Source organism: Facklamia sp. P12937, from assembly GCF_050409505.1.
Lineage (GTDB): Bacteria > Bacillota > Bacilli > Lactobacillales > Aerococcaceae > Facklamia.
This window is the reverse complement of record NZ_JBNUPI010000004.1, coordinates 120,258-128,388: the sequence shown is the minus strand read 5'-3', so window position 1 is coordinate 128,388 and position 8,131 is coordinate 120,258. Positions and strand designations below refer to the sequence as shown.

General features: G+C 36.4%; 7 protein-coding genes and 1 pseudogene. All 8 read right to left on the bottom strand.

Annotated features, from left to right (window positions below; translation table 11 throughout):
• A pseudogene (locus ACQV2R_RS02820) lies at nt 1-921 on the bottom strand (transposase); the annotation flags it as partial.
• A gap of 135 nt (nt 922-1,056) precedes the next feature.
• Nucleotides 1,057-2,004, bottom strand: coding sequence for a substrate-binding domain-containing protein (locus ACQV2R_RS02815; RefSeq protein WP_428875492.1), 948 nt, complete (start codon nt 2,002-2,004; stop codon nt 1,057-1,059).
• A gap of 139 nt (nt 2,005-2,143) precedes the next feature.
• A complete protein-coding gene (gene phoU, locus ACQV2R_RS02810; protein ID WP_428874185.1) occupies nt 2,144-2,803 on the bottom strand; it encodes a phosphate signaling complex protein PhoU in 660 nt (219 codons plus the stop codon).
• Between the two features lie 20 nt (nt 2,804-2,823).
• Nucleotides 2,824-3,585: a phosphate ABC transporter ATP-binding protein PstB gene (gene pstB / locus ACQV2R_RS02805; protein WP_428874184.1), complete on the bottom strand. Its 762-nt coding sequence runs from the start codon at nt 3,583-3,585 to the stop codon at nt 2,824-2,826.
• 1 nt (nt 3,586) lies between these two features.
• Complete coding sequence (gene pstA, locus ACQV2R_RS02800; protein ID WP_428874183.1) at nt 3,587-4,402, bottom strand: phosphate ABC transporter permease PstA; 816 nt, start codon at nt 4,400-4,402, stop codon at nt 3,587-3,589.
• Nucleotides 4,402-5,310 carry a phosphate ABC transporter permease subunit PstC gene (gene pstC, locus ACQV2R_RS02795; protein ID WP_428874182.1) on the bottom strand — a complete coding sequence of 303 codons (909 nt, stop codon included), beginning with the start codon at nt 5,308-5,310 and terminating at the stop codon, nt 4,402-4,404. Before pstC ends, pstA begins: the two co-directional genes overlap by 1 nt.
• A 177-nt stretch (nt 5,311-5,487) precedes the next feature.
• Nucleotides 5,488-7,245 (bottom strand): two-component system histidine kinase PnpS, encoded by a 1,758-nt coding sequence (gene pnpS, locus ACQV2R_RS02790; RefSeq protein WP_428874181.1) that lies wholly within the window; start codon nt 7,243-7,245, stop codon nt 5,488-5,490.
• A complete protein-coding gene (locus ACQV2R_RS02785; RefSeq protein ID WP_428874180.1) occupies nt 7,242-8,009 on the bottom strand; it encodes a response regulator transcription factor in 768 nt (255 codons plus the stop codon). Before ACQV2R_RS02785 ends, pnpS begins: the two co-directional genes overlap by 4 nt.
• Nucleotides 8,010-8,131: the final 122 nt, after the last annotated feature.

Sequence of the window (8,131 nt, the reverse complement as noted above, 5' to 3'; positions counted from 1 at the left end):
TCTCCCGTTTACGTCTTGGCCGTGTATAAGGAAACACCGGTGTAATTTCTTGTTTGAATAGGAATTGAGCGATAGTAGGCGTTTTATATCCCGCGTCTGCAATGACATGCTTAGGGTTAAAAGGAATAATCTTTTCAAAGATTAAAGGAAAAGCTTGGGTATCGTGTGTATTTCCCGGATGGACACTATATCCTAAAACCCACCCATTACGATCACAGGCTGTTTGAATGTTATAGGCAAAAACTTGCATATGATCTCCTTTATGGAGCCATCCTGCCTCCGGATCATTAGGACTGATTGTTTGGGATTTTGTTAAGTGCTCCTTTTCGGTATTTTTTAGAAGCTTTTGCCGTGAATCGCTCGGTCTTCTTGAACGGCTTCCATCATTTCCTCTGCCAACCATTTTGCTTGGACGATCACTTCTTCATTCGTATACTTTCGGCCATTGGCGCAAGCTTTAACATGGCTACCATCGATAAAAATATCCTTTGAATCCACCACGCCAGCCTCAACGCATTGCTTTAAAATTTGGGCAAATATTTGCTCGGCTAAACTTTGAGATTCGAAACGACGCTTATAATTTTTACCGAAGGTTGAAAAGTGTGGCACAGTATCCGTTAAAGAAAGCCCTAAAAACCATCGATAAGCAACATTCACTTCAATCTCTTGAATGGTTTGGCGCATACTTGGAATACCAAAGAGATATTGAATCATAGGGATTTTAATCAAAGTTATCGGGTCAATACTTGGTCGACCGTTATCTTGACAATAGACGTCCTCTACCAAGTCATAGATGAAATTAAAATCAATATGATGATCAATTTTCCGCAAAAGATGATTGGGAGGTACCAGTTCTTCAAGGGCATAAAATGCCATTTGATTACGTGCTTCAAAGGTTTTACTGTCAGCATTTTTTGACATCATACGAATCACCCGTTTTCTTTTTATTATACACAAAAAAGCCCTCTAATTCACTAAGAAGTAGTGGTTTAGAGGGCTTTGTCTTCAGTCTGAGCGCACCCAAGGTGCGCCTTGATTATTTACTTATTCACTTAATTATTTTACCGTATCTTCCCAAGTAGAAATTTCTCCTAAGAAGATTCCACGGATTGCTTCTAGAGTCATTTCTTCAGTAGGGTTTTCATTATTTACTACTACTGCGATACCATCGATAGCAATTGCGTCGTGTTTTAAAGCTTCCATTTCCTCATCTTTTAATTCACGAGAAGCCATACCTAAGTCAGCGGTATCATTCATTGCTGCTTCCATACCTGCAGATGAACCGTTTGAAGTAATATTAATTTCAACGTTTGGTTGGAATTCTTTATAGGCTTCAGCAAGTTTTTCCATTAAAGGAGATACAGAAGTTGATCCAACAACTTCAACAGTTCCTTCTAATTCTGCAGTTGCTTCATAAGGAGCTAGCTCACTTTCTACTTCTTCACTTTCTGCTGCTTCTTCTGATTCTACTTCTTCACTTTCTGCTTCTACAGTTTCATCTAACTCTTCGCCAGCAGGTGTTACGCTGATGTATCCTTCTTCTTCAACTACTGCTTGTCCTTCTTGAGAATGAATGAATGTTAAAAAGTCATTTGCAACTTCAGATAATTCTTTTTCTGCTGACCATGCAACATTAAATGGACGAGCGATTGGATAGTCTCCAGCTTTGATAGCTTCAGGAGTCGCTTCAGAACCATCAACTTTTAATGCTTTCACTGAATCATCAAGTGATCCTAATGAGATATATCCGATTGCTGAAGGGTCTCCAGCAACTGTTTGCATTACACCAGATGTTTGGTTTTGAACAGTAGCATTTTGCGTAGTTAGGTCGTTATCATCTTCATCAACAACACCGACAATTTCAACAAATGCGCCACGGGTACCTGAACCATCTTCACGACTAATTACATTAATTGGCCCTTCTTGAGCCATTGCTGGAACAACTACCGACAACCCTAAACCTGCTACAGCTACTAATAGTAAAGCTTTTAATGATTTTTTCATTAATTACATCTCCTTAAATTTTATCAAATCAGCAACACAACTACATTGCCAACATCGAACTCACTCAACGTTAGCACATTCATAGTATACATAAAATTTGTAAATTTAATGTAAATTTAGTGTTAAGTTTGAGTAAATACTAGTGATTTAAATCAACTATCTCTGCTTTTTTAAGATATACAATTCGCTCACAAATATTAGTGACATAGTCACCAATTCTTTCAATTGAATTCCCAATTGCTAGATAGTTAATTCCTGTATTAACAGACTCTCTATTCTTTTCCATTCGTAAAGCAGAGTCATTATAAAGTTGTTTAAGACAGGCATCAACTAATTCGTCACGGTCGGCAATCTCTTGTGCTTTTACCGCGTCTCTTTCCGAAAAAGCTTCTAGAACATCATTGATCATTTCAAAAACCATTTGAGCCATTTTATTTATTATTTCTGTTAAGGATTTAATTTTTTCTGTATCTTCATTAGTTCGATTAACATTTTTTGCTATTAAAACAGCATGGTCACCTATTCTTTCTAAGTCAACACTGATGCTCATTACTGTAAAAATCAAACGTAGATCTTCCGCCACGGGTTGTTGTAAGGCGATTAAACGATAAGCTTCTTTTTCAATCTCATTGGCTAATTGGTTAATTTCTTGATCTGCTTCTTTTAATTTTGAAGCTGCACTGGTGTCGTCATTATTGAATGCGTTAATAGCTAAATGCACATTTTCGATGACTGCTGTTGCTTGTTCTGATAACTTATTTGAAAAGTCTTCTAAATCCTTTGTGTAAATATTTCTCATGATTGACTCCTTTCAAGTGTCTATCCAAAGCGTCCAGAAATATAATCTTGCGTTTGATCATTAGCTGGATTCGAGAAGATTTTTTCGGTTTCATCGAATTCAACCACTACACCTTCATAGAAAAAGGCAGTTTTATCAGAAATACGTCCGGCCTGTTGCATATTGTGCGTAACGATAATTACGGTATATTTTTTCTTCAATTCACTCACTAAATCTTCGATTTTGTTTGTTGAAATAGGGTCCAAAGCAGAAGTCGGTTCATCCATTAGAATAACTTCAGGTTGGTTGGCAATTGCACGCGCAATACAAATTCTTTGCTGCTGACCACCAGATACGGCAGTAGCATTTTGATGAAGCTTATCTTTAACCTCGTTCCAAATAGCTGCCCCTTTTAAGGACTCTTCTACTATTTGATCTAATTGTGTTTTATCTTTGATACCGTGAGTTCTTGGTCCGTATGCAATATTGTCATAGATAGACTTTGGAAAAGGGTTGGGTTGTTGGAAAACCATTCCGACTCTTTTACGTAAATCATTAACATCCATCCGTTTATCGTAAATATCCATGCCATCCAAAGCAACTTTTCCATCCACTCGTGTACCCGGTGTCAAATCTTGCATTCTATTTAAAATTTTTAAGAAAGTAGACTTTCCACAACCAGAAGGTCCGATAAGGGCTGTTACCAAATTTTCTTCTATTTCCATATCAATATTTTTTAAGGCATGAAACTCACTGTAATAAAAGTCTAAATTTTGAACTGAGAATTTTGATCTGTTTGCCATTTTATTTTCCTCCTGAACCTAATCGAGCGCCTAAGAGTGTAGATAGCCAGTTGATAATTAAGACCAGCAATACCAAAACCGCTCCTGTTGCATAAGCTTCTTTAACGTGAAAACCTTCTGAAGATAAAACATACATATGTGTAGCCAATGTTCTACCCGAACTCAATAGGTTTTTAACCATACCTGAGGACGTACCCATCGTATAAATTAAGGCCGCCGACTCCCCTACAATACGGCCAATTGCTAAGATAATTCCGGATAAGATACCTGGCATAGCAACAGGAAGAACAACTGTAAATATCGTTCTTAATTTACCAGCACCCAGAGCTAAGGAACCCATCCTTAAAGAATTATTAACCGAAAGTAAAGCTTCTTCTGTTGAAGAAATAATGATTGGTAAAATCATAATGGATAACGTTAAAATGCCAGCAATGTGAGAATAGGTTTTAAAAATTACATTCACAAACAGTAACATCCCGAATAAACCATAAACAATTGAAGGAACCGCAGCCAGTGTATCGGTTGCTAACCGAATCCAATGTACATATCGATTTCCACGGTCTGCATACTCAACTAAATAAAAAGCTGAAAAGACTCCGATTGGAGCAGATATTAAAAGTGAACAGCCAATCATAATTAAGGTTGAAATAATAGCAGGCATCATCGATACATTGTTTGAATTGTATTCCCAGGCAAAAAGTTGAGTGTTCATAACCGGCAAGCCGTTCCAAAGAATGAAACCGATGATAAAGAGCAACATACCTATGGTAAAAAAGGCTGCTAGCCAAACAATAAAGCGAATGATTTTTGCGCTCATTAAGTTCTATCTCCTTTCGATTTAATCCACATGAAGGTACCGTTAATAATTAAGATAAAAACAAATAACATTGAGGCTGTCATAATTAGTGCGTGCTGGTGATCACCACTTGCATATCCCATTTCCAACACAATATTGGTAGTCAGTGTTCTTGTTCCTTCAAACAAGCTTTTAGCCAACCTTGGTTGATTTCCAGCAATTAAAACAACCGCCATTGTTTCACCAATCGCACGACCAATCCCTAAGATAATGGCAGATAGAATACCAGATTTAGCCGCTGGGACAATGACATTTAAAACAGATCGCTCATGAGTAGCACCAAGACCCATTGAGGCATTATAATAGTGTCTCGGCACCGCTCGAATAGCTGCTTCTGAAAGTCCAATTACAGTCGGTAGAATCATTACACCTAATAAGACCGAAGCTGTCAGTATATTCATTCCATTATTAGCTGGTAAAAACTTTAATCCTCTGATGAATGGAACCATCATTTGAAGAGCAAAAAAACCATAAACGATTGAAGGAATGGCTGCCATTAAGTTAATTGCTGGCTTAAAGATTCTATATAAAAAATCTGGACAAAAATATGCCATAAAAATAGCCGTTAGAACTCCAATGGGAACTCCAACAACAATAGCGCCAACCGTAACATAAATAGACCCCATAATGAAAGGGAAAATACCATAAAGAGGCTCTTTCCAAGAAGGCTGCCACTGCTGACCTACAAAGGTTTTTAAGAAGCCATGCTTCATTAGAAAAGGAATTCCACCTTGGAATTTCCAAACTCCGTCATCAACTGTTCCACCTACAAAGATGAAATAGAAGATTAAAACAATTGATAAAATAGATAAGAATGCACAAAACATAAAGACATATTTCATGAATCTTTCTAGCACTTTGCCCTGCATTAAGACAACTCCTCCACAATTTACTTGACTACAATAACTCTTGCATTGATAGTACATTGTTATTGTACTTCACCTATGTAAATTCTTTGTAAATTTTCAGCAAATAATGTTACAAATATGTTACAAGACCCTGGGTGAAGGGCTTTCTTATAACATTCTTAACTGTAAGCGTCATCATTAATTAGGGAGAATTATCGTAAACGATGTCCCTACCCCCACTTGACTTTTTACCTCGATTTTACCACCCATCATTTTGACTAAATTGCGCACAATCGAAAGCCCAAGGCCTGTTCCACCTGAATTTCGACTGCGCGCTTTATCAACTCGGTAAAACCTTTCAAAGATTCGATCCATCTCTGTTTCGGGTATCCCTATTCCTGTATCAGCAACAGTTAATTCAATTTTTTTCTTTTTTTCTTTAATACTAATTGTTATTTGACTGCCTTCATCTGAATAGTTAATAGCATTGTCTAATAGATTGGTTAAAATTTGCTCAAAGCGATATTGGTCTGCTTTCAAAGCAATATTGTTATTAGAAATCAATTCGACCTTAATTGATTTTTGAGCAGTTTTTTGAGAAAGAAACTCGATCATATTTTCTGTTACTTTATCCACATAAAAGCTTGATCTAGGTAAATTATTTTCACTTTTTTCAACACGAGATAACTCAAGAATATCTTCAATAATCATTTCCAGTCGATTACTTTCTTTGGCAATAATGTTAACAAATTTATTAGCTGCCTTCTTATCTTTTAGCGCTCCGTTTAAGAGTGTTTCTGCAAAACCTTTGATAGCAGTCACAGGTGTTCTTAGTTCATGTGAAGCGTTGGCTACAAATTCACTTCTTACCGTTTCTAAACGACGGATTTCAGTTATATCATAGAGTAATACCAAAAAAGACATTTCACTGGCTTGATATTCTTGATAGGAAAGGATATTGACATCCAAGAATTTTGATTTAGGTACATAAACTTCTACTTCTTCTTGTACAGGCAAATGTGTTTGCATCACTCGATTAATCAAACTGATTAATTGAAAAGATTTTAAAATTGCTTGGTAAGGACGCCCAATTACTGTTGGCGACAGTCCTAAAATTTTTCCTAAAGCTGGATTCATGAGATCAATCTTTCCTTGAGAGTCAATGACTAATACTCCAAGGTTGATATTCTCCAGTAATAAAGAGTATTGCTGTTGTCCAGAAATCAGATCATTGCGGTCTTCTCCCAAATACTTGACAATATCGGTAACTGATTGTCCTAATTGATTAACTTCGGGAATCGAATGTTCAAGGTATTCATAATGATAATCGGAATCTCTAACCTTTTCTATCCCTTGCCTTATTGATTGAATCGGACCCGTAGTTTTTAGCAAGGCTAATCGAATAGCTAAGAATATAAGGGAAAGCTGAACCATAATATAAATTGCTACCAGCTTCCAATATTCTTGCCATTTGAAAGAAAAGTAGTTCTTATCGACCGATTCAACCAACCAAACAGTTTGTTTGTTCCAATTTAATTTCTTACCAGCATAGATCCGTTGATCAGCTCTCCAGGAAATTATATTTTGACCTTTATTTTTAATAATCTTTTGATGAATGAGACTCAGACTGCTCTTTGTATTACCTTCTTTTGAATTTCTCCATAAAGTATTGGGTACTAAGCGATTTTTCGAATTATTTCTTTGAGAAATTAAAAAAACCTCGCGATCTTCACCACTAAAGATACTATCTAGGTCTTGATAATAATCTTCTATCCGACTTTGATCTTTAATGAATATGTAAGCTGAATGAGTTTGCACTTGATCTTGTAAAATCGTATAAATTGTCTGCTCAATTTGTCTGTAACCCAAATAAACTAAAGATAAAATACCTATCATAAATAGGACAATTCCTAGTCCCAATTGTCGGCGTCTTTGGCTCGGGTCTATCAGTTTCATGCTTGCGGTACCTCAAATTTATAACCAAACCCTCTTACCGTTTTAATATATTCAGGACTTTTTGTGTCGCTTTCAATTTTTTCCCTTAAATGTGAAATATGGACATCGACGATACGCGTTTCACCCGCGTAGTCAAAATTCCATATGTTATTAAGCAGTTGATCACGACTAAGTATACGCCCTTTTCTAACTGCCATATAGAGTAAGAGTTCAAACTCTTTGGGCGTTAAATCAATTGATTTACCATCACATATCACTTCATAGCGGTCTGGAAATATTTCTAACTTACCGAGCCTTATCACATCATTTGAATTCTCAGATGCATTAGTAGGAACTTGTAGAGGTGTAATATCTACTGATTCTGTCTGACTTTCAACCTCTTTTACATTCTTTTCGCTACTTTGCATCCTACGCCCAATTGCCTTAATTCTGGCAATAACCTCCCTTGGGCTAAAAGGCTTGGTCATATAATCATCTGCTCCTAATTCTAAGCCAATAATCTTATCATATTCATCATCTTTGGCCGTCAACATTAAAATAGGTGTTTCAATTTTTTCTTGACGCACACGGCGACATACATCCATTCCATCCATTTTTGGAAGCATAATATCTAAAATGATAAAGTCAAACTTTTCTTTTTTAATCAATTTATAAGCGGTCTTACCGTCTTCTGCAGTGACCACATCAAAACCAGCTTGATTTAAATTGTATTCTAATAACATTAATATCGATTGTTCATCATCGACAACCAGCACTCTTTTCATAGCCAACCTCCTAGGATCTCTAAGTACTTTCTTATTCTATCAGACGCCTTCATCTATTAAAAGATATCTTCTAATCAATAGCTTTCACTACTATAAAAAGACCTCCCTTTAAAAGAATAGGG

Coding starts and splice junctions, on each gene's coding strand:
- ACQV2R_RS02815 (WP_428875492.1), bottom strand. CDS start 2,004: ATGAAAAAATCATTAAAAGCTTTACTATTAGTAGCTGTAGCAGGTTTA.
- phoU (WP_428874185.1), bottom strand. CDS start 2,803: ATGAGAAATATTTACACAAAGGATTTAGAAGACTTTTCAAATAAGTTA.
- pstB (WP_428874184.1), bottom strand. CDS start 3,585: ATGGCAAACAGATCAAAATTCTCAGTTCAAAATTTAGACTTTTATTAC.
- pstA (WP_428874183.1), bottom strand. CDS start 4,402: ATGAGCGCAAAAATCATTCGCTTTATTGTTTGGCTAGCAGCCTTTTTT.
- pstC (WP_428874182.1), bottom strand. CDS start 5,310: ATGCAGGGCAAAGTGCTAGAAAGATTCATGAAATATGTCTTTATGTTT.
- pnpS (WP_428874181.1), bottom strand. CDS start 7,245: ATGAAACTGATAGACCCGAGCCAAAGACGCCGACAATTGGGACTAGGA.
- ACQV2R_RS02785 (WP_428874180.1), bottom strand. CDS start 8,009: ATGAAAAGAGTGCTGGTTGTCGATGATGAACAATCGATATTAATGTTA.